The sequence below is a fragment of the Asaia sp. As-1742 genome (assembly GCF_011753235.1).
In the GTDB taxonomy this organism is placed as follows: Bacteria; Pseudomonadota; Alphaproteobacteria; order Acetobacterales; family Acetobacteraceae; genus Asaia; species Asaia bogorensis_B.
Genome location: NZ_VWWA01000003.1, coordinates 316,048 through 334,928, shown reverse-complemented (window position 1 = coordinate 334,928; position 18,881 = coordinate 316,048). Strand labels below are relative to the sequence as shown.

The window sequence follows — 18,881 nt, the reverse complement described above, 5'->3', positions numbered from 1 at the left end:
TGCACAACTCAGGGACCGGTATTTACCAGTCCCGTTGAGCAAGTCCACAACCCGGGCTGTTAATATGTGCGTTAGAGCGTGCCGAGCAGACGGCGGGCGGCGATGCCAGGATCCTGCTCGCGCAGGAGACTTTCGCCAACCAGCACGCCGCTGGCCCCTACTTCACCCACACGCGTCACATCTTCGAGTGTGCGGATACCACTCTCGGAAACGAGGATGCGATCGGGCGGCACCAGCGGGGCCAGCTTGGCTGTCGTATCCAGATCGGTCACGAGCGTGCGCAGGTTGCGGTTGTTGATTCCAATGAGCGAGGTGTCGAGCGCAAGCGCCCGGTTGAGTTCGGCTTCGTCATGCACCTCGCACAGCACGTCCATATCAAGACCACGGGCAAGGGCGATGAGTTCGGCAGCCTCGGCATCGGTCAGGGCCGAGAGAATGATCAAGATGCAATCCGCACCGATCAGGCGGCTTTCATGCACCTGCCAGGGCTCAAGAATGAAATCCTTGCGCAGGATCGGCAGCGGGCAGATTTCCTTGACCGCCTTGAGATCCTCGATCGACCCATGAAAACACGAGCCTTCGGTCAGGATAGAAAGGCAGATCGCGCCTGCCGCCTCGTAAGCCTTCGCAATGCCAACCGGATCAAAATCCGGCCGAAGAATTCCGGCCGAAGGCGAGGCTTTCTTGATTTCGGCAATCAGCCCGACACGCCGATCGGCCGCCATCTGCTTGAGCGCCTGACCGAAACCACGCGTAGGTACACTGACCTCGCGGGCGCGAGCCGTTATTTCCTTGAGCGGCATGATCTGTGAGCGCTGTTCGACATCGATGCGCGTCCGGGCACAGATACGCGCCAGCACATCCGGCATGTCCACGCCGGAAACGGGCAATGCGGTCTCTTCCTGCACAATGGTTCCGGGCACCTGAACATCAGGAAAGCCGGCGGGCGTGTCATGCGTGGGAGTGGACGAATGATCGGTCATTTCAAGCCTGACGTCTGGATCAAATGGGAGGGGTACACCGCAACGGCAGAATCGGGCGCCTGCTTCTGCGCCTGAACGAGAGCCGACAGGGCCAGCCCTGTATCGATGGCATGTGCGGCGACCTCGACATTCCTGCGAAGAAGAGTGGGGACGATAGACGCGTTTTCAAGAATGGGGAAACGGCCAGAGACATGCAGGGCGACAGCCGTGTTGAGCAGCACGGTATCACGATACGCGCCCTCCTGGCCGGAGAGCATGTCGAGCAGCTTGCTTGCATTATGGGCGGGGTCACCGCCCGCAATCGCTGCGATGGGGCGATGCGGCAGTCCCGCCATATCCGGTGTCAGGACAAGATCAAGAAAGCGCCCTTCATCCCAGGCATGGATATGCGACTGGCCCGCGAGGGTGATTTCGTCACTCCCGCCAAGATCGGTCTCGCCATGCACGGCCCACACGCACTCTGCACCGAGCGATGCCAATGTCTCGATCACGGGACGCAGCCAACGCTGATCGTAGATACCGATCATCTGTCGGCGGACTTCAGCCGGATTGCAGAGCGGCCCGATCAGATTGAAGATCGTGCGAAAGCCAAGTGCCCCCCGGACCGGCGCGGCATGGCGCATGGCCGGATGATGCAGAGGGGCCGCGAGAAAAGCCAGACGGCCCTCACGCAGGCGGCGCGTCTGCTCGCCCAGATCCTCGCACGGGGCGATCCCCAGCGCCATGAGCGTGTCTGTTGCTCCCGCCCGGGACGACAGGGCGCGGTTGCCGTGTTTGGCCACCGGCACACCGAGACCTGCAAGCACGAAAGCAACGGCGGTGGAAACATTGAGCGTGCCGAGTCCGTCCCCCCCTGTGCCGCAGACATCCATTGCCCCTTCCGGAGCATTGGGCAGGGCTGTCATGCAGGCTCGGACGGCACGCACCGCACCGCTCAGCTCGTCGACAGTCTCGCCACGCAGGCGAAGCGCCATGAGAATGGCTGCAAGTTGCTCGCCGGGCACTTCGCCCTGCATGATGAGGGTAAAGAGTGCTTCGGTCTCTTCCCCCGAGAGACGCCGCCCCTCGGCGAGCCGACCCATGACCTGTTTGAGACGACCAGACTGCATTGTCATTCAGGCTGCTTGCGACTTCTGGCGAGCGGCACGGGCGATGTTGAGAAAATTGGCAAGCATCATCTGGCCATCTTCCGAAGCGATGCTCTCGGGATGGAACTGCACGCCATGGACTGGCAGGGTCCGATGACGCACGCCCATGATCACACCATCCTGCGACCGGGCATTGACGATAAGGGTGTCGGGTATCGTCTCGGGCGCCAGGGTAAGACTGTGATAGCGCGTCGCCTGCGTCGGGCTGGCCAGACCATGAAACAGGCCGGTGCCGTCATGGCGTATGCCGTCAACCTTTCCGTGCATCGGCACAGGCGCACGAACAACCGTCGCGCCAAAAACCTGCCCGATCGCCTGATGTCCAAGGCAGACACCCAGCACCGGCACATGCGGCGCCGCAGCTGCGATCAGGTCACAACAGATACCGGCCTCGTTGGGCGAGCATGGGCCGGGAGAAATCACGATGGCTTCCGGGCGGAGGGCAAGGGCCTCCTCAACACTCAGGGCATCGTTGCGACGAACGTCACAGGCCTCTCCCAGTGCCCCGAAATGGTGGACAAGGTTGAAGGTGAAACTGTCGTAGTTATCGATCAGCAATATCATGGCACTAAGATGGCGATGTCTCGAGTGAAGGTCAAATTCCGTTACAATGCCTGACTTTCCGGCGGTTCTGCCCGTCAGCCACCACCCCTGCTGGCCTGGATCACGGCCAGCTCCGCCGCACGGAAAATGGCGCGTGACTTGTGTCGCGTCTCCATCTCCTCACTCGCGGGATCGCTATCGGCCACGACGCCACATCCGGCCTGCACATACATCCGCCCCTTGTGCAGGATCGCCATGCGAAGGCCGATACAGGTATCCATATCGCCATCAACGCCGACATAGCCGATGCAGCCCGAATAGGGACCACGCCGGGTTACTTCCAGTTCGTCGATGATTTCCATGGCGCGGATCTTTGGAGCACCCGTCAGTGTTCCCGCCGGGAAAGCGGCGGACAGCGCATCCAGCGCGTCACATTCGGGACGAATCGTACCCTGCACCGTGGAGGAGATATGCATGACATGGCTATAGCGCTCGACCACGAAGGACGACGGCACGGTGACCGACCCCATGCGTGCCACACGACCCACGTCATTACGCCCCAGATCGATGAGCATCAGATGCTCGGCACGTTCCTTGGCATCGGCCAGCAACTCGGCTTCGAGGCGTTCATCTTCCTCGCGATCCGCGCCCCTCGGACGGGTTCCGGCGAGGGGGCGCACGGTCACGACCTGATCACGCAGCCGCACGAGAATTTCAGGAGATGAACCGACGAGCGAGAAGCCATCCATCTCGACAAGGAACAGAAACGGCGCAGGATTGACACGCCGCAGTGAACGATAAAGTGCCAGTGCAGGCAGAGGAAACCCCGCCTCGAAACGCTGGCTCGGTACGATCTGGAACGCATCACCGGCTGCAATATAATCCTGAGCCTTGCGCACCTTGTCCATGAACGCATCTGCCGTCATGGTCGAAACCGGAGCGTCGAGAACGCTGCCTTCGGACAGCTCAGGTGCTGTGTCGAGAGGCGCTGCTATGAGCGCCCTGCTGGCACGCTCAAGCAGGTTCAGACCTGCCTCGCGGCTCATCCCACCCTCGCGCAAGGGCACGGCAAGGTGCAGCTCGTCCCGCACCGAGTCGAACACGGCAAACAGTCCCGGACGCATCATCACGCCGTCGGGCAGGTGCAGATCATCCTGCGGCGCATTCGGCAGCGTTTCCATCTGCCGGACCATGTCGTAGCCTAGATAGCCGAAAATGCCCCCGATCATGGTGGGCAGTGAATCCGGCAACTCGGCACGGCTCTCATCGATGAGACGACGCAGGGAAACCAGCGGCGCCTCGTCAATCTCGGTAAATACCGACCCTGCGTCGTGCGGCGCAGTGTTGATTGAGACAACGCCATGAGCACAACGCCAGACGAGATCGGGCAACAGGGCTATGACCGAATATCGCCCACGCGCGGCGCCGCCTTCGACACTTTCAAACAGCAGGCGATATGGACGCCCCTCACCGCCACCCGCCTGAGCGGGCACCAGCGAGGAAAGCTTCATGAAAGCCGCGACCGGCGTCAGAAGGTCGGCAGCCTCGATACGCGTAAGAAATTCGGTCGTCATTCCTGTCCGGTTCCCGCCTTGAGCGCCTGCTGAAGCACCGGCATGTTCGGCACTGGCTTGATCTGCCCTTCCAGCGAATGGACGAACACCACCGGCACGTCAGTGCGCAGTGTGTCCTGCAACTGGGACTGCATGGAGGCGCGAAGCGCCTTGGTGCTCTCAGGGCTTGCGGGCCTGGTCGCCTTGACCGTGAACACATACAGCGCGTCACCATCGGCCATCATGCCAGTCTTGCCAACCGGGGTCGAAAAGATCTGCGACAGCAGGGCGGATGGCAGGTTACCATTCTGCATGCGCGAGATCATCAGATCCTTCTGCATCTGCGCCTCATCGGTCGTGCCGGCCACTGCCTTGTCGAGACCACCCGATTTGCGGGCTGCCTGCATGAGCGTGGTGGCACGCTCGTCTGCCATATGCATCTGACGCTCGCGAAGCCAGTCATGCCCCACCTGCTCACGCACGGTGTCATAGGGCTTCACATGGCCGGGCTCGATCTCGTCCACGAGCACAGCAAAAGCGCTCCCGTCCGGACCGTTGACCAGCGAGGGCTTCTCGCCCTTCTTCTGACTGAAGATGCGCGCGATGATGGCCTTGCGGACGGCATCGTTCCCCGGCAGAGGCGCAACCTCACCATCTTTCGTCAAGCCCTGCGCATCGAGCGACCCCTGAGCCGGCACGGCGCCGATATCGGTCGGTATCTGCTCGAGATCCGCACTGCCCGCTATGGCATCCTGCAGCGAAGCCACGCGTCCACCGAGGATTTGCGGGGCCTGCGAGCGGGCCACTTCATCACGGATGCCGGCTTTCGCATGGTCGAAATCGGTCTTATGCGGTGCATTGATTGCCGTGACGCGGAAAACAATCCAGCCTGCGGGGCTCTCGATCGGCCCTTCGATCACGCCGGAAGGCGCTTCAAAGGCAGCCTTCGCCAGTTCAGGGCTCGGGATATCGGCCTTGCGCGCATTGGGGAAGGCAACAGCTGCTGCGGCCGGATTCTGCTTCTGAAGAGCGGCGTAATCGCCACTGGCTTTCCAGGCTGCCAGAACGGCCTCGGCAGCCGCCCGGCCCTGAAGCGTCAGCACCTCGAGACTACGCGTTTCCGGCACGTCGTATTTCTGGATCTCGAATTCGTAGAAACGCTTGAGATCGGCATCAGGAATGGTGAGCGTGCGGGCAATCGTGTCTGCCGAAAGCAGGACAAGCTTGGCATGACGATATTCTGCCGAACGATAGAGCCACGGATGCAGATCATAGAAGCGGCGAAGCTGCGCCTCCTCGGGGGCTACCGGCACGGCCACAGAGGCGCTGTCGAGACGCAGAAGGTCCACCTGATGCGCAAGCGTATTGTAGGACAGAAGCTGATCAAGAACCGAACCCGGCACCTTCATGCTATTGCCGAGACCTTCGAGCAGGTTACGCGCACCGATATCATCACGCACCTTCGCCAGAAGATCGCGCTCCGTGATATGAATCTGGCTCAGCTTGCTATTGAAGAGCTTGCGGTCGAATTGCCCGTCCGTGCCATGAAACACGCTCATGCCGAAGATCTCGTTACGAACGAGGGCATCAGGCACTTTCATCCCGTTGCGGTCCGCCAGAGCCAGAACCTCGTTCTGGGCCAGCATGCGCTGAAGCACACCCTGGGCGACCTGCTCACGCACAGCAGGGGTCAGTTGTGATGGGTTGCTCAGCCCCATCTGCTGCGCAACACGCGGCATTTCGTTCTGAATGGCATTGGCGAGATCCTGGGCCCCGATCTGTCGGGTCCCGATCTTCACGGCAATATTGGCCTGATCACCGTTATAGCTGCCGACCATATCGCCGACGCCCCAGCCAACAAAGGCCAGAAAAATGAGAAGCGCAATGATGCGCCCAAGCCAGGAATCGACAACAAGATGCCGCAAAGTCGAAATCATACGCGTCCAGGATCCGCAATTCGCCAGGGATTGATTGGCAGGACCATAGTCTGACACGCTTCACTTGACCAGACGGCGCCCTTGCCCGGGAGACATCAAGCGCCCATTCCCGGTGCAACGCTTGTCATTCATCTGACGATAAGATGATGGAAAGATGACGGACAATCGCCGTTCCCCCCTGTCTCCGGTCCGAAAACTTCCGCTAAGCAGGAGCATCGCTCGCCGGTTAATGCAGGATCGTTGAAGGATACATGATGCGCCAGATGATCATGGGCAACTGGAAGATGCATGGCCTTCGCGGTCGGGGTTCGGAACTCGCTGCCGAAATTGCAGACGCAATCGAGCCCGTTCTGGCTGAGCGCGATGTCGTTCTGGCCCCGCCCTTTACCCTGACAGCTCTCATTGCACCCATCCTGCAATCCTCTGGCATCGGGCTTGGCGCGCAGGACTGCCATGCCGAAGCCGAAGGAGCCTATACGGGCGATATCTCTGCCCCCATGCTGGCAGATCTTGGCGTCAGACACGTGCTGCTTGGTCATTCCGAGCGACGAGAACATCATCACGAAGATAACACCCTCATCCGACGCAAGGCCGTGACGGCACAGAAATTCGGTCTTTGCCCGGTTATCTGCGTGGGAGAGAGCGCGACCCAGAAACGCGATGGACAGGCAGAGGCTTGGCTGACACGCCAGATCGTGGAATGTCTGCCCAGAACGTTCCAGGGCATCGTGGCCTATGAGCCGATCTGGGCCATCGGCACGGGCAAGGCGGCAACCGAACAGGATATCGAATCCCGCATGACGCTGATTCATGAGGTGCTCCGTCGTCATCTGGAAACGGATGACAAAACACCACGGGTCCTGTATGGCGGCTCAGTCAAGCCCGAAGATGCCGCGTCCATCCTCGCTGTTTCCGGTGTGGGGGGCGTGCTCGTCGGCGGGGCCAGCCTGTCTGCCGAATCCTTTCTCGGCATCGCGAAGGCAGGTCTCTCGTCGGCGTCCTGACGGCATATATATTGCGTTTACATGAAAGCCGGACATGACCACGCTGCTGCTCGTTCTCAATTTCCTTGTGACTATCGCCCTGATCGGCGTGATCCTTATCCAGCGTAGCGAGGGCGGTGGTCTTGGCATTGGCAGCAGCCAGGGCATGGGATCGTTCATGACGGGACGCGGCACGGCCAATCTGCTTACGCGCACCACTTCAGTGCTCGCAGGCGTTTTCATGGTGCTGTGCCTTTTGCTCGCGGTACTGAACCGCGGCGCCTCGACGAACGCAGGCAGTGACATTCTGGCGCAGCCCCCTGCTCCGACGGCGCCTGCCGCACCGGCCACCAGCGCGACCACCCGGGCGCCCGCCACAACACCCGCTCCGGCGGCGCCTGCGAAGCAGTAACGCAACAGAACGAAAAATTTCTTCCGCCCGGGCCATCGGGCGGCATTCTTCTCGTTCCCTCGGAACACGATCCGGTGTAGGAGAGCCTTCCATGACTCGGTTCGTATTCATCACCGGTGGCGTGGTTTCCTCTCTCGGCAAGGGTATCGCTTCTGCGGCTCTTGCGGCTCTCCTCCAGGCGCGCGGCTACAAGGTCCGCATGCGCAAGCTCGACCCCTATCTCAATGTGGATCCGGGGACCATGAGCCCCTATCAGCATGGCGAAGTGTTCGTAACCGATGACGGGGCCGAGACCGATCTCGACCTCGGCCATTACGAGCGTTTCACCGGGGTTCATGCCCGAAAGGCCGATAACGCCACGACGGGACGCATCTACTCGGAAGTGATTGCCCGCGAACGACGTGGCGATTATCTCGGTGCGACCGTGCAGGTCATTCCCCATATCACAGACGCCATCAAGGAAGCCGTCGTGGCTGGCACCGATGGCTATGATTTCGTGCTGGTCGAGATCGGCGGCACTGTGGGCGATATTGAAAGCCTGCCGTTCCTCGAATCGATCCGTCAGTTGCGCAACGATCTGGGCCCGGCGCACACCATGTGCGTGCATCTTACCCTCCTGCCCTACATCCCCGCAGCCGGTGAACTGAAAACCAAGCCGACCCAGCATTCGGTCAAGGAACTGCAGAATGTCGGCATCCAGCCGCAGATGCTCATCTGCCGCTCTGACCGCGAGATCCCGACCAATGAGCGTCGCAAGATCGCGAGCTTCTGTAACGTGCGTCCCGAGGCCGTGATTGCTGCGCTGGACGTCGACACCATCTATGCCTGCCCGATTTCCTACCACAAGGAAGGCATGGACAATGAGGTTCTGCGCTATTTCGGCCTGCCTGTGAATGGCGAGCCCGATCTGAGCCGCTGGACCAAAATTGTCGAAACGCTGCGTCATCCCGATGGCGAGGTCCGCATCGCCGTGGTTGGCAAGTACACCGCGCTTCTCGACAGCTACAAGTCGCTCATCGAAGCGCTGCTGCATGGTGGCATTGCCAACAGCGTCAAGGTTCGTCTCGAATGGGTTGAGTCAGAGACATTCGAGAAGAATCCCGAATCGATCGCAGCGCTCGGTCGGGTCGACGGCATTCTCGTGCCGGGCGGATTTGGCGAGCGTGGCTCCGAAGGCAAGATCGAGGCCGTGCGATATGCCCGTGAAAACGGCGTGCCCTTCCTTGGTATCTGCTTCGGTATGCAGATGGCGGTTATCGAATGCGCCCGCTCCCTGGCTGGTCTCGATAAGGCCTCTTCCACGGAGTTCGGCCCGACCGACGAGCCGCTGGTCGGTCTTATGACCGAATGGGCACGTGGCAACGAGATGCTGCGCCGCCGTGAGCATGGCGAAATGGGTGGCACGATGCGCCTTGGCGCCTATCCGGCCAAGCTCAAGCCCGGTTCACGCGCTGCCGAGATCTATGGCACGACTGAAGTGCGTGAGCGGCATCGCCACCGCTACGAGGTGAACGTGCACTATCGTCAGCAGCTCGAAGCCACTGGCCTCGTGTTTTCGGGTATGTCGCCCGATGATGTTCTGCCGGAAGTGGTCGAATATCCGGATCATCCGTGGTTCGTGGGCGTGCAGTATCACCCGGAATACATGTCCAAGCCTTTTGCTCCGCATCCGCTCTTTGCCGGCTTCATCGAGGCTGCCGTCAAGAAGGCCCGCCTCGCATGAATGATATCACTCTTGGTTCGCTCACCATTGGCAACAAGCAGCCCTTCACGCTGATTGCAGGCCCCTGCCAGATCGAATCCCGCGCCCATGCACGCGATATGGCAGCTGGTCTTGCCGAGATCTGTGGCGATCTTGGCATTGGCTGGATCTACAAGAGCTCGTTCGACAAGGCTAACCGGACGTCTCTCAAGGCGCAGAGAGGGATCGGCCTTGCCGAAGGGCTCGATATTCTGGCGGGCATCCGTGAGGAATTCGGCTGTCCGGTGCTGACCGACGTGCATGGTGCAGAACAGTGCAAGCCTGCTGCCGAAGCAGTCGATGTGCTGCAGATCCCTGCCTTTCTGTGCCGTCAGACCGATTTGCTGCTCGCGGCTGGCGAGACGGGTCGGGCTATCAATGTCAAGAAGGGTCAGTTTCTCGCCCCCTGGGACATGGCCAACGTTGCCGCCAAGATCGCGTCGACTGGTAATGAGAAGATCATGCTGTGCGACCGCGGCACGAGTTTTGGCTATAATACGCTGGTGAGCGACATGCGCGGCCTGCCGATCATGGCTTCGACCGGCTATCCGGTTGTTTTCGATGCCACCCACTCTGTTCAGCAGCCGGGCGGCCTTGGCGGTGCGTCAGGCGGGCAACGTGAATTCGTGCCTCCCCTCGCCCGTGCCGCTGTGGCTATCGGTGTTGCCGCCGTGTTTATTGAAACGCACGAAAACCCCGACCAGGCGCCAAGTGACGGCCCGAACATGGTGCCACTTTCAGAGATGCGCGAACTCCTGAAAACGCTTCAGGCTTTCGACAGGCTTGCCAAGTCCAATGGGTTCTAAGCGACACGTCTATTCGGTTCAGACCGAATGGACCGGCAATCACGGGCTCGGCACGCGTTCATGGCATGTCTATAGCCGCAACCATGATATTGCGGCCGAAGGCAAACCCATAATTCACGGCTCGGCAGATCCCAGCTTTCATGGTGATCCGACGGGCTGGAATCCCGGTGAACTGCTCCTCGCCTCGCTGAGTGCCTGCCACAAGCTCTGGTATCTCGGTCTTGCTGCAGGTGCCGGCCTTGTTGTTACGGCCTATCGCGACGCCGCCGAAGCCGTGATGATGGAGAACCCGCAAGGGGATGGTGAATTCGAGAGCGCTGTTCTGCGCCCCGTCATCACTCTGGCGAGCGGAAGTTCGGTCGAGCAGGCACAAAGCCTGCACGATCAGGCTCATGCCCATTGCTTCATTGCCCGCTCGGTAAATTTCCCCGTGATCTGCGAGCCTGTCTTTCAGATCGTGTAAGGCTGGAGCGGTGCGCTGAGGCAGGCGGCCAGACAAAGCACCACGACAGCGGTTAGCAGGGCGCGGAACGGGAAGTATCCAGCAGGCAGGGCGCCCTTGCGATAGGCAGCACGCTCGGCCATCAACAACAGAACAAAGCCGATCATTTCCATCAGGATACCGCCGCGCGGTGCCCAGACGACGCCTGCATAGATGGCGATCCAGCTCCAGAGCGACGGCATGACACCGAGGAACAGCCTGCGTCGGTTGATCGCTCCCATGCCCTGTGCCGGCATGATGGCAGGCTGCTCAAGCGCCAGCCCCCAGTGAACCGCCCCCAGGAACGACAGGATGCAGCCGCCATAGGCCAGCATCGCCACGCCAATATGGGTGACTGGTCCGAGACTACCCCAGAACAAGGCCGCCATAGCGAGGGTGATAAATGGCACCAGACCGGCGATACCAAGGAAAATGACGAGCGGTGACAGGGGTCTCACGGAATATCCATCCTCATTTCACATAACGCCAGTTGACAGCGCCGGTGTCTCGACGCCTTGTGATGCCCGAAGTTCGAACGTTCAAACAGGGAGCCCCCAAATGAGCGCCATTATTGATATCATTGCTCGCGAGATTCTGGATAGCCGTGGCAATCCGACTGTAGAAGTCGAGGTTGAACTGTCCTCGGGTGCCAAGGGCCGCGCTGCTGTTCCGTCCGGTGCCTCCACCGGTGCCCATGAGGCCGTCGAGCTGCGTGACGGCGACAAGTCGCGTTATGGTGGCAAGGGCGTTCTCAAGGCTGCTGCCTTCGCTGAAGGCGAGATCCTTGACGCCCTGCAGGGCGCCGAATCGTCCGATCAGATCGCCATCGACGAAGCCATGATCGAGCTGGATGGCACGCCGAACAAGGCGCGTCTGGGTGCCAACTCGATCCTCGCCGTCTCGCTGGCGACCGCCAAGGCGACCGCGCTTGAGCTGGATATCCCGCTCTATCGCTATGTCGGTGGCGTTTTCGCGCACACCCTGCCCGTGCCGATGATGAACATCGTCAATGGTGGTCAGCATGCCGATAACCCCATCGACATCCAGGAATTCATGATCCAGCCGGTCGGCGCACCGACGATCATGGACGCTGTGCGTATGGGATCGGAAATCTTCGCGCACCTGAAGAAGAACCTGCATGCAGCGGGCCACAACACCAATGTTGGTGACGAAGGCGGCTTTGCTCCAGGTCTGAAGTCGGCAGACGAAGCACTTGGCTTCATCTCGAAGTCGGTCGAAGGTGCTGGTTACCGCCTCGGTGAAGACGTCACCTTCGCGCTCGATTGTGCCGCCACCGAATTCTATCGCGATGGCCGCTACAAGATGGACGGCGAAGGCCGCGATCTCGACTCTTCGGGCATGATCGACTACCTGGCCGATCTCGCAGCACGTTACCCGATTGTTTCGATCGAAGACGGCCTTGCAGAAGACGACTGGGAAGGCTGGGCAGAACTGACAGCAAAGCTTGGCCACAAGCTGCAGCTCGTCGGGGACGACCTGTTCGTGACCAACACCGAGCGTCTGGTGCGTGGTATCGAGAGCAACACGGCCAATGCCCTGCTGGTTAAGGTCAACCAGATCGGCACGCTGACCGAAACGCTCCGCGCCATGGAAACCGCGCATCGCGCCGGCTACAAGTGCGTCATGAGCCATCGCTCGGGTGAGACTGAAGATTCGATCATCGCTGATCTCGCCGTGGCGACTAATTGCGGTCAGATCAAGACGGGCTCGCTGTCACGCTCGGATCGCACGGCAAAGTACAATCAGCTGATCCGCATTGAAAACGAGCTGGCAACCGCTGCCCGTTACGCAGGCCGCTCGATCCTCCCGCGCGCCTAACCTTTTTTGCACTACGCAAGCATGAGGGAGAGAGTCATTCTCTCCCTCATTGCGTTTACACGATTGTCAGCGGTGGCGAGCTAGGGCTAGTCTTGAGGCGTTACACCTTGCCTGAAATCGTGGAGTTCCCGTGCAGATCGTCCGAGCCATCCGTCGTTTTGTACGCGCCGTCGTCCCGCCGGCTCTTTTTCTCGGGCTCACGGCCTATTTTGGCTGGAATGCGCTACAGGGCGACCACGGAATCAAGGCCTATCATCAGCAACTCAAACTGATGGACCAGGCACTTCAAGCCCAGAAAGACGCGGACGCTGAACAGGCCGTCTGGAAGCGCAGGATCGGTAGCCTGAACGAACGCGCTCTGGATGCCGATATGCTCGATGAGCGCTCACGCGCGATGCTCAATCTGGCCCGCAATGGCGATACGGTTATCCCGTATGGCCCTCATGAAAAGCTTTATTGAGAGCCTGAGAGGCGAGCCTCTTCCGTACAGGAGTTTTTTGTCAAGAATCTCAAGAGCGGGCATTGTGTCACGCTGCTACCTCGGGCTGAAATAGCTCCGCATCCTCACGCAGTGCTGGCAGTCAGTCTCGCTTAAACGAGCGCACTGGCATTCAGGCTGAACACTACTGCCTCACCTGCGCTCCCCTCCCTGATCTCAAAGTAGAAGATTGCGCGGCGGCTGTGCCTTGGAAAGGCTGGATGCGCCTTCGTCGCCAAGCGGGCCGGTCGCCAGCCGGATCACACATTGATGAAGCGAGGTACGACCCTGCATAAGATCCGCACCGCGGGCCTCTCCCTTCGGGAGCAAGCGGGCACAAAAAAAGCGGCTCGAAAGCCGCTCTTTTCCGTCACGTCAGCCGATCTTACTTGATCTTGGCTTCGCGGAACGCAACGTGCTTGCGAACGACGGGGTCGTACTTGCGCACTTCCATCTTGCCGGTCGCCGAGCGGGCGTTCTTCTTGGTGACGTAGAAATATCCGGTATCCGCGGTCGAAACGAGACGGATCTGGATGACGTTGGTCTTGGCCATTGGGTCCTCGCAAACTGATCTGTCGCTGCGCGCGACATGAACGGCAGCGTTTTCAAGCTGGGCGCATAAATGCTTGCATTACGCCCGCGGGTCAAGTGTTTCCGCTCAAACGGTGGATAATTTTTGATGTTCCGGGGAAAAAATCTTGAAGAGATCGAACCAAGAACCTAATAAGAACATAGTGATTCCGTGCAGTTGCGGTTTCGTACCGCCCTCGCCACGGAGAGAGGAACCCCATGCTGACACGCAAGCAACACCAGCTCCTGCTTTATATTGACGGCTATCTCAAGCGGACAGGGTTCTCGCCTTCATTCGACGAAATGAAGGACGCGCTGGAGCTACGGTCGAAATCCGGCATCCATCGCCTCATTTCTGCACTTGAAGAGCGCGGCTTCCTGCGGCGTCACCATCACCGTGCACGTGCTCTCGAAATCCTGCGTACGCCGGTCATTGAAGGTCAGTCGCTCCCTGCTGCTGCCAAGTCGGGTGACGCAAGCCACCTGCATCTCGCCCATAGTCAGGATGAGAAGCCGACACCTGCATTGCCAGACGCCAGAAGCCCAGTGGTTGGTGTGCCCCTGTTTGGGCGCATTGCTGCAGGCCTTCCTATCGAAGCCTTCCGGGATCAGGGTGAGCAGATCGACATCCCGGCAACTCAGCTCACGAATGGTGAGCATTACGCCTTGCACGTCTCCGGTGACTCCATGATCGAAGCCGGCATTCTGGACGGCGACATCGTGATCATACGTCAGGCCGAGACAGCCGAGAATGGCAAGATTGTCGTGGCTTTGGTCGATGATCAGGAAGTGACCCTCAAGCGCCTACGCCAAAAGGGGCAGTCTATCGCCCTCGAGCCTGCCAACCCGTCCTATGAGACACAGATATTTCCTAGGAACAGGGTAAGGATTCAGGGTATCCTGATCGGACTTTACCGACAGTATGGCTGACGTATCGGAATATTCCTGCGCGAGCCGCCCTGTCGATCACGGACTATTTTATAAGTAGGGATGTATCGGTGAGCCGCGCAAATACAACCAGGTAACGCGCCGGCCAATGCAGTAACGGACTACGGTTCCGGAGCCAGACCAGATCATCACCGCTCCCAGCCACGGCGGGTGAAGACCTACGCACTGGGCGTATTCTCCAATGCAGCCGCTCTCAACAACGTTTTTCGAGTGCGGCCGTGACGGCACGAGCCTGTCGCAAGAGGCCTTGCCTCTAAATCAACTCGAATAGAGATGATGCGGCTCTCACCGGGGTAGTAGCGAATGCCGAGGGGGCGTCAATATTTTACCGGTTCGCGAACGCGCTTCAACGCTTCGCGCCCCCGGTATGAGGACAGAGTTGCCATTCAGTGCGCCGCTGGATTTGCGGGGTGAAAGGGCCTCGGCGTTGTGCCTCATCCTATCGCCTTGATGCCACCCTTCGGGAGAAACAGGGATTCCGTCACTTCGCACGGTGTGACCTTAAGGGTAGCCTGGCTACTGCGTTCTCCGTCCAGGATTTGTGTAAATGCCCCCTTCCTCTGCTCTGGCCTGAGGCAAGCGCGCGCCCTTACATGAGCGTCCGAGCAAGTAAGTACGACCATGCCCCCGGCTCTCGACACGCTGACGCCACTCGCCCGGTTCACGTGCAGGTATTGTCTCGATACCCGTGGAACGAAACGGGCCGAGCCTTCGCCCTCGAATCGGATTCAGTCTGGGGCGCCGCACAAGGCCTGTTGCCAGCCATAAGAACCAGTCGGTGGCATGATGCCTGTTATCTCCGAGGAGATAGCGTTCAGCGGCATAAACGGCGATTTCAGCCTGGCGGACTGCTTATTCCTGAGGACGGAAAACACGGTGCTTGTCGACAAATGATGCAGGGATACATCGCGCGTCCGTCACTTCCCCCCACTTGCCTCGTGCGAGCGACTACGAAAAGGGGCCTTGATATAGGCCAACCCGAGAACGACAAGTGGTGATATCGCCAGGATGAAGGGCCGGGCCTGACCCTGATACTCACCAGACGTAGGCGCTTGGGGCGGCCCACAGGATCAGTGGCCCGATTTTTCCTTCTCCACGCGCACCGTGCCATCCGGCGCAATAAGTGTGCTTGTTCCATCCCCATTGGGTATCACAATGGTCCCGTTATGGGTGGGAGCGAGGTATTTATGAGCGTTATCCTCGACTGACGACGATAGCGAGGGACGCGACGACTGATGCACCCCGTTGACCACACCATCATGCTCGCCAATTTCGATCTTGCCACCATCACCCAGCTGGATGCTGCTATCATTGCTGGCGCCATGACTTTTGGTCATGGATCCGAAATAGCTATTCGTGTCAGCAAGAGCATCGCGCAAACCGTTTGGCGACGCCATCACGTCACGAAGGGTGGGCAGAGGTTGAGGGGCGCCGGGCCAGATGTTTCCGCCTTCAGGCACAATGGGCATTGCCATATAGCTATGCCCTCGAACCTTCTCCATGTTTTCCGAAATGCCCTCAGGCATGTTCGGGTTGGCCCCCGGAAAGGTCGCGGTGTCATGCAGCGATTTCCCGAGCCCGGAACAGCCACTCAATAAAACAGGAATCGCTAAAAGAGCGGCCTTTCTCATCATCTACTCCAGGGATGTGTATAGGCCTCTTTTAGGGCGACCCATCGCACAACACCAGATACAGAACATGTATAGCGCACAATACTAGTGCGTAACCTTTGCCGATGACCGGTTTGCGTCTGTACCGAGCATCCTTCCAAAGCCGGTGACGAGGTAACCCCATCCACTCATCACCGTAGGCACCACGGATATCCAGAGCATGATTGCACCGACATGGATGAACGAAATCCCCGCTATCCCGATCTCGCGGGGCATGTCATTCCCCGCCAGCAGGCAGCCGATTGCAACCATCTGGATTCCTGTTTTCCATTTTGCGAGCCGGGTAGATGGCAAGGTGGCCCGCTGGCTGGCCATAAACTCGCGCAAGCCACTGACCATGATTTCACGCACAAGGATGATAATCGCAGCGAACAGCGCACCGTCCACCAGGCGGCCATACCCTGCCAATGCGAGGAGCAGGGCGCCCACAAGCAACTTATCCGCAATCGGATCCATCATCCGACCCAATTCTGACCCCTGCTTCCAGCGGCGCGCCAGCATCCCGTCCAGATAGTCGGTAATGCACGCCGCGATATACAGCACGCAGGCAATCCCGTCCGTCCAAGCATTATTGAACGCAATCAGGGCGATCAGCACCGGGATCGACGCGATACGCAGCAGGGTCAGGATATTGGGCAGATCTGTCAGCATGAATCTTTCCCGGAGCTGCCTTCAAGTCAGAAAACACATGGAGATGAAATTGCGCACCATGATAGGACGCTCATGGTGGTTCTTCATAGCTTCTCAAGCATCATTGCGGGTGAAAAAACTCGTAAATCGTGCGGGCAGTCTCTGAATTGATTCCCGACACCGAGACAAGCTCCTCCAGACTGGCACTACGGACGCCACGCACCGAGCCGAACCGCGTCAGAAGGGCGCGTTTGCGCACGGCACCTACACCCGGCACACTATCGAGTTCAGAAACCTTGATAGCCTTGCTGCGCCCTGCCCTGTGCGTCGTAATGGCGAAGCGGTGGGCCTCATCCCGCAGGCGCTGCAGGTAATAGAGAACAGGATCATTCGGCGGCAACTGGAATGGCGTGCGCCCCTCCTGAAAGAACCACTCACGCCCGGCATCGCGGTCCGGCCCTTTGGCAATAGCCACGATAGGAATATCGCGCACATTCAATTCTGCCAGAACGGCCCGGACAGCGTTGAACTGCCCCAGCCCGCCATCGATCAGCAGGAGATCAGGCCAGTCTTCCGGCCGGGCCTCCGGTGCTTCCGGATCACGACGGCCGAAGCGACGCTCCATCACCTCGCGCATCATGCCAAAATCATCACCCGGCGTGACGGGCCCCTTGATGGCGAATTTGCGATAGGCGCGCTTGACGAACCCTTCCGGCCCGCCCACGACCATAACGCCGTAAGCGTGCTGCCCCATGATATGCGAGTTATCATAGGTCTCGATCCGCTTGGGCGGCTCTGCAAGCCCGAAGACGCTTGCCACACCATTGAGCAATTTGCTGACACCGGCGCTCTCTGCCAGCCGCCGCTCGAGCGCTTCGCGGGCATTCGTCTCGGCGTGGCGAACCACGTCGCGCCTCTCGCCACGCTGTGGCTGAAGCAATTCCACCTTGCGCCCGCGCTTGAGACTCAGCGCCTCCGAAACAAGGTCGAGCTCCGAAGGGTCGCTGTTAAGCAAGATCTGGGGCGGTGGTGGTTTGTCGTCATAAAACTGGAGCAGGAAGGCTGCAAGAATGTCTGCCGCGCTCTCTTCCTCCGCGTGATCAGGGAAGAAAGCACGATTTCCGTTATTGCGGGAATTACGGATGAAGAAAACCTGGATGCAGGTTCGTCCCGCCTCCTGCCAGAGGGCAATGATATCAGCATCGCCAATCGAGGCCGGGTTGATGATCCCCGATTCCTGCATGCTGGAGAACCCTCGGATGCGATCACGTATGGCCGCCGCGCGCTCAAATTCGAGCGCCTCAGAGGCTCTTTCCATCTCCTCGACAAGCGTCTTATGCACATCCGTGCTCTTGCCTGAGAGGAATTGTTTCGTCTCATCCACCAGCTCGGCATATTGCCCCGGGGTCACCCTGTCTACACAGGGTGCGGAACACCGACGGATTTGGAACAGCAGGCAAGGTCGTGTACGTGACGACAAAACGGCATCGCTGCAGGAACGCAGCAGAAAACTGCGCTGGATCAGGTTCAGGGTCTGATTGACGGCCCAGGCTGAGGCAAATGGCCCCCAATAGGTGGCATTTTTGACCGGGCGGCCACGCTGCTTGGTAATCTGCGGAAATTCGTGCCCTTCGGTCAGCATGATCCAAGGATAGGATTTGTCGTCGCGCAGTAGGATGTTGAAGCGTGGCTTCATCTTCTTGATATAGTTGGCCTCAAGAAGCAGCGCCTCGGCCTCGGTGCGCGTCGTCACGATCTCCATCGATCGCGTCAGGCTCACCATGCGGCGTAGCCGCTCTGGCAACTGGTTGAGCCGGAGATAGGACGACACACGCTTTTTGAGGCTCAGCGCCTTGCCAACATACAGCACCTCCCCCTTCTCTCCCAGCATGCGGTAGACGCCGGGCGTGAATGGAATGGTTTTCAGAGCCTCCCGTATGGCCTCTGCGCCCTCCTTGCGGGTAGGCAGTTCAGTGGCAGTAACGGTCTGATCGTGATGAACAGACGGGTCAGCCTGCGTGGTCTTCATGACGGCACACCATTGCCCAGGTCGCGCACAAGTTCATCCACGGAACATGTGGATAAGTCTGTGGGGCATCGCGTGACAAATTCATGACGGGCGCAGTTTGGCGCGCTTTGCGACGCTTTGCCTAATTTTT

General features: G+C 59.5%; 18 protein-coding genes. 8 read left to right on the top strand and 10 right to left on the bottom strand.

What is annotated here, in order from left to right; all coding sequences use genetic code 11:
- Window positions 1-71 precede the first annotated feature (71 nt).
- The 5 genes from trpC to F3J08_RS06460 all read right to left on the bottom strand — a co-directional run bounded on the left by trpC (window position 72) and on the right by F3J08_RS06460 (window position 6,164).
- A complete protein-coding gene (gene trpC, locus F3J08_RS06480; protein WP_031239899.1) occupies window positions 72-983 on the bottom strand; it encodes an indole-3-glycerol phosphate synthase TrpC in 912 nt (303 codons plus the stop codon).
- On the bottom strand, window positions 980-2,098 hold the full coding sequence (gene trpD / locus F3J08_RS06475) for an anthranilate phosphoribosyltransferase (protein ID WP_166928856.1): 1,119 nt from the start codon (window positions 2,096-2,098) through the stop codon (window positions 980-982). The genes trpC and trpD overlap by 4 nt, the downstream gene beginning before the upstream one ends.
- Window positions 2,099-2,695, bottom strand: a complete 597-nt coding sequence (locus F3J08_RS06470) for an aminodeoxychorismate/anthranilate synthase component II (protein WP_062164448.1) — start codon at window positions 2,693-2,695, stop codon at window positions 2,099-2,101. It lies immediately after the preceding gene.
- Between the two features lie 74 nt (window positions 2,696-2,769).
- Entirely contained in the window at window positions 2,770-4,248 is a 1,479-nt protein-coding gene (locus F3J08_RS06465) for an anthranilate synthase component I family protein (RefSeq protein ID WP_166928855.1), read from the bottom strand.
- Complete coding sequence (locus F3J08_RS06460) at window positions 4,245-6,164, bottom strand: peptidylprolyl isomerase (RefSeq protein WP_166928854.1); 1,920 nt, start codon at window positions 6,162-6,164, stop codon at window positions 4,245-4,247. Before F3J08_RS06460 ends, F3J08_RS06465 begins: the two co-directional genes overlap by 4 nt.
- 254 nt (window positions 6,165-6,418) lie before the next feature.
- Between F3J08_RS06460 and tpiA the strand changes: the two genes are divergently transcribed.
- The 5 genes from tpiA to F3J08_RS06435 all read left to right on the top strand — a co-directional run bounded on the left by tpiA (window position 6,419) and on the right by F3J08_RS06435 (window position 10,569).
- Window positions 6,419-7,168 (top strand): triose-phosphate isomerase, encoded by a 750-nt coding sequence (gene tpiA / locus F3J08_RS06455; protein WP_166929004.1) that lies wholly within the window; start codon window positions 6,419-6,421, stop codon window positions 7,166-7,168.
- Window positions 7,169-7,202: 34 nt separating this feature from the next.
- Window positions 7,203-7,559 (top strand): preprotein translocase subunit SecG, encoded by a 357-nt coding sequence (gene secG / locus F3J08_RS06450; RefSeq protein WP_166928853.1) that lies wholly within the window; start codon window positions 7,203-7,205, stop codon window positions 7,557-7,559.
- A gap of 91 nt (window positions 7,560-7,650) precedes the next feature.
- Window positions 7,651-9,282, top strand: a complete 1,632-nt coding sequence (locus F3J08_RS06445) for a CTP synthase (RefSeq protein ID WP_166928852.1) — start codon at window positions 7,651-7,653, stop codon at window positions 9,280-9,282.
- Window positions 9,279-10,106: a 3-deoxy-8-phosphooctulonate synthase gene (gene kdsA / locus F3J08_RS06440; protein ID WP_062164444.1), complete on the top strand. Its 828-nt coding sequence runs from the start codon at window positions 9,279-9,281 to the stop codon at window positions 10,104-10,106. The genes F3J08_RS06445 and kdsA overlap by 4 nt, the downstream gene beginning before the upstream one ends.
- Window positions 10,096-10,569, top strand: a complete 474-nt coding sequence (locus F3J08_RS06435; RefSeq protein WP_166928851.1) for an OsmC family protein — start codon at window positions 10,096-10,098, stop codon at window positions 10,567-10,569. Before kdsA ends, F3J08_RS06435 begins: the two co-directional genes overlap by 11 nt.
- On the opposite strand, the gene F3J08_RS06430 is transcribed toward F3J08_RS06435, so the two are convergent.
- Entirely contained in the window at window positions 10,557-11,045 is a 489-nt protein-coding gene (locus F3J08_RS06430) for a DUF3429 domain-containing protein (protein ID WP_166928850.1), read from the bottom strand. The genes F3J08_RS06435 and F3J08_RS06430 overlap by 13 nt on opposite strands.
- Window positions 11,046-11,145: 100 nt before the next feature.
- Between F3J08_RS06430 and eno the strand changes: the two genes are divergently transcribed.
- Together eno and F3J08_RS06420 are read left to right on the top strand one after the other, a co-directional pair.
- Complete coding sequence (eno, locus tag F3J08_RS06425) at window positions 11,146-12,426, top strand: phosphopyruvate hydratase (RefSeq protein ID WP_023977385.1); 1,281 nt, start codon at window positions 11,146-11,148, stop codon at window positions 12,424-12,426.
- Window positions 12,427-12,556: 130 nt separating this feature from the next.
- Window positions 12,557-12,886, top strand: coding sequence for a septum formation initiator family protein (locus tag F3J08_RS06420; protein ID WP_062164442.1), 330 nt, complete (start codon window positions 12,557-12,559; stop codon window positions 12,884-12,886).
- Window positions 12,887-13,289: 403 nt separating this feature from the next.
- On the opposite strand, the gene rpmG is transcribed toward F3J08_RS06420, so the two are convergent.
- Window positions 13,290-13,457, bottom strand: coding sequence for a 50S ribosomal protein L33 (rpmG, locus tag F3J08_RS06415; RefSeq protein ID WP_023977387.1), 168 nt, complete (start codon window positions 13,455-13,457; stop codon window positions 13,290-13,292).
- A 236-nt stretch (window positions 13,458-13,693) separates the two neighbouring features.
- Between rpmG and lexA the strand changes: the two genes are divergently transcribed.
- Window positions 13,694-14,404, top strand: a complete 711-nt coding sequence (gene lexA, locus F3J08_RS06410) for a transcriptional repressor LexA (RefSeq protein WP_122039363.1) — start codon at window positions 13,694-13,696, stop codon at window positions 14,402-14,404.
- 1,088 nt (window positions 14,405-15,492) lie between these two features.
- Here the strand turns inward: lexA and F3J08_RS06405 are convergent.
- The 3 genes from F3J08_RS06405 to uvrC form a co-directional block, all read right to left on the bottom strand.
- On the bottom strand, window positions 15,493-15,897 hold the full coding sequence (locus F3J08_RS06405) for a hypothetical protein (protein WP_240149173.1): 405 nt from the start codon (window positions 15,895-15,897) through the stop codon (window positions 15,493-15,495).
- A 240-nt stretch (window positions 15,898-16,137) separates the two neighbouring features.
- On the bottom strand, window positions 16,138-16,743 hold the full coding sequence (gene pgsA, locus F3J08_RS06400; RefSeq protein ID WP_166928849.1) for a CDP-diacylglycerol--glycerol-3-phosphate 3-phosphatidyltransferase: 606 nt from the start codon (window positions 16,741-16,743) through the stop codon (window positions 16,138-16,140).
- A 100-nt stretch (window positions 16,744-16,843) separates the two neighbouring features.
- The gene (uvrC, locus tag F3J08_RS06395; protein WP_166928848.1) at window positions 16,844-18,751 is read right to left on the bottom strand and encodes an excinuclease ABC subunit UvrC; all 1,908 of its coding nucleotides are present in this window, start codon (window positions 18,749-18,751) and stop codon (window positions 16,844-16,846) included.
- Window positions 18,752-18,881 lie beyond the last annotated feature (130 nt).

Excerpts from the sequence above, each read along its gene's own strand:
- F3J08_RS06445 (WP_166928852.1), top strand. The coding sequence starts at position 7,651 with ATGACTCGGTTCGTATTCATCACCGGTGGCGTGGTTTCCTCTCTCGGC.
- F3J08_RS06465 (WP_166928855.1), bottom strand. The coding sequence starts at position 4,248 with ATGACGACCGAATTTCTTACGCGTATCGAGGCTGCCGACCTTCTGACG.
- trpD (WP_166928856.1), bottom strand. The coding sequence starts at position 2,098 with ATGACAATGCAGTCTGGTCGTCTCAAACAGGTCATGGGTCGGCTCGCC.
- tpiA (WP_166929004.1), top strand. The coding sequence starts at position 6,419 with ATGCGCCAGATGATCATGGGCAACTGGAAGATGCATGGCCTTCGCGGT.
- pgsA (WP_166928849.1), bottom strand. The coding sequence starts at position 16,743 with ATGCTGACAGATCTGCCCAATATCCTGACCCTGCTGCGTATCGCGTCG.
- F3J08_RS06470 (WP_062164448.1), bottom strand. The coding sequence starts at position 2,695 with ATGATATTGCTGATCGATAACTACGACAGTTTCACCTTCAACCTTGTC.
- F3J08_RS06405 (WP_240149173.1), bottom strand. The coding sequence starts at position 15,897 with ATGGCAATGCCCATTGTGCCTGAAGGCGGAAACATCTGGCCCGGCGCC.
- uvrC (WP_166928848.1), bottom strand. The coding sequence starts at position 18,751 with ATGAAGACCACGCAGGCTGACCCGTCTGTTCATCACGATCAGACCGTT.
- F3J08_RS06435 (WP_166928851.1), top strand. The coding sequence starts at position 10,096 with ATGGGTTCTAAGCGACACGTCTATTCGGTTCAGACCGAATGGACCGGC.
- kdsA (WP_062164444.1), top strand. The coding sequence starts at position 9,279 with ATGAATGATATCACTCTTGGTTCGCTCACCATTGGCAACAAGCAGCCC.
- rpmG (WP_023977387.1), bottom strand. The coding sequence starts at position 13,457 with ATGGCCAAGACCAACGTCATCCAGATCCGTCTCGTTTCGACCGCGGAT.
- secG (WP_166928853.1), top strand. The coding sequence starts at position 7,203 with ATGACCACGCTGCTGCTCGTTCTCAATTTCCTTGTGACTATCGCCCTG.
- F3J08_RS06460 (WP_166928854.1), bottom strand. The coding sequence starts at position 6,164 with ATGATTTCGACTTTGCGGCATCTTGTTGTCGATTCCTGGCTTGGGCGC.
- lexA (WP_122039363.1), top strand. The coding sequence starts at position 13,694 with ATGCTGACACGCAAGCAACACCAGCTCCTGCTTTATATTGACGGCTAT.
- trpC (WP_031239899.1), bottom strand. The coding sequence starts at position 983 with ATGACCGATCATTCGTCCACTCCCACGCATGACACGCCCGCCGGCTTT.
- eno (WP_023977385.1), top strand. The coding sequence starts at position 11,146 with ATGAGCGCCATTATTGATATCATTGCTCGCGAGATTCTGGATAGCCGT.